General features: G+C 61.7%; 1 protein-coding gene. It reads left to right on the top strand.

The annotated features are described in order from the left end of the window. Positions 1 to 162: 162 nt before the first annotated feature. A complete protein-coding gene (locus tag ACW9JE_RS30720) occupies positions 163 to 1311 on the top strand; it encodes an acyl-CoA dehydrogenase family protein (RefSeq protein WP_457434908.1) in 1149 nt (382 codons plus the stop codon). The last annotated feature ends 86 nt before the right edge of the window (positions 1312 to 1397 follow it).

Raw genomic sequence — 1397 nt, 5'->3', positions numbered from 1 at the left:
AATGGGCGAATCATATCGCCCTAAAGAGGTGTCCGGGATTATTAGGCCAGTTCAGGCTTGCCCGCGAAGGGAGCACCTCGGTCCACCTGTCAAACACAATCCTGTTGAAAACCAAGCAAGCGCTCGGTTAACGTCGGCGAACCCCTCCCGTGGAGTTCGCCGATGCCTGCCTTTGCCGACTACTTCGACCCCAGCCACCAAATGATCCGCGACAGCGTCCGACGTTTTGTCGAACGCGAGATTCTGCCGGGCATCGACCAGTGGGAAGAAGCCGAAAGCTTCCCTCGCGAGCTCTATCTCAAGGCCGGTGCGGCGGGGATCCTGGGCATCGGTTACCCGGAATGCTTCGGCGGCAGCCATGAAGGCGATCTGTTCGCCAAGGTCGCCGCCAGCGAAGAACTGATGCGCTGCGGCTCCGGCGGTCTGGTGGCCGGGCTCGGTTCGCTGGACATCGGCCTGCCGCCGATCGTCAAGTGGGCCAGACCCGAAGTCCGTGACCGGGTGGTGCCGCAGGTATTGTCCGGCGAGAAAATCAGCGCCCTGGCCGTCACTGAACCCGGCGGCGGCTCGGACGTGGCCAACCTGCAGACCCGCGCCGTGCGCGACGGCGATGTCTACCGGGTCAACGGCAGCAAGACCTTCATCACCAGTGGCGTGCGCGCCGATTTCTATACAGTCGCGGTGCGCACCGGTGAACCCGGCTTCGCCGGCATCAGCCTGTTGCTGATCGAGAAGGGCACGCCGGGCTTCACCGTGGGTCGGCAGCTGAAAAAGATGGGCTGGTGGGCCTCGGACACTGCCGAACTGTTCTTCGATGATTGCCAGGTGCCCGTGGGTAATCTGATCGGCAGCGAGAACATGGGGTTCGCCTGCATCATGGGCAACTTCCAGAGCGAACGCCTGGCGCTGGCCCTGATGGCCAACATGACCGCGCAGCTTGCGCTGGAAGAAAGCCTGAAATGGGCCCGGGAGCGTCAAGCGTTCGGCAAGCCCATCGGCAAGTTCCAGGTGATCAAGCACCGCCTTGCGGAAATGGCCACGGCGCTGGAGGTCTCAAGGGAATTCACCTATCGGCAGGCGGCGAAAATGGCCGCGGGGCAGTGCGTGATCAAGGAAATTTCCATGGCCAAGAACGTTGCTACCGATACGGCTGACCGAATCACCCATGAGGCGGTGCAGATCCTCGGTGGCCTGGGTTACATGCGCGAAAGTCTGGTGGAGCGGCTGTATCGGGATAACCGGATACTGTCGATTGGCGGGGGGACGCGGGAAGTGATGAACGAGATCATCAGCAAGCAGATGGGGCTTTGACATCCAGGGTGATGCGACTGACGCCTTCGCGGGCAAGCCTCGCTCCTACAGGTGGGGCGGTGTTCAATACACCATCAAAACCTGTA

Source organism: Pseudomonas sp. SDO55104_S430 (assembly GCF_054070595.1).
This window is presented reverse-complemented; position numbering and strand designations above follow the sequence as displayed.

Bases quoted from the DNA above. Each gene is read 5' to 3' on its own strand.
- ACW9JE_RS30720 (WP_457434908.1), top strand. From the start codon at position 163: ATGCCTGCCTTTGCCGACTACTTCGACCCCAGCCACCAAATGATCCGC.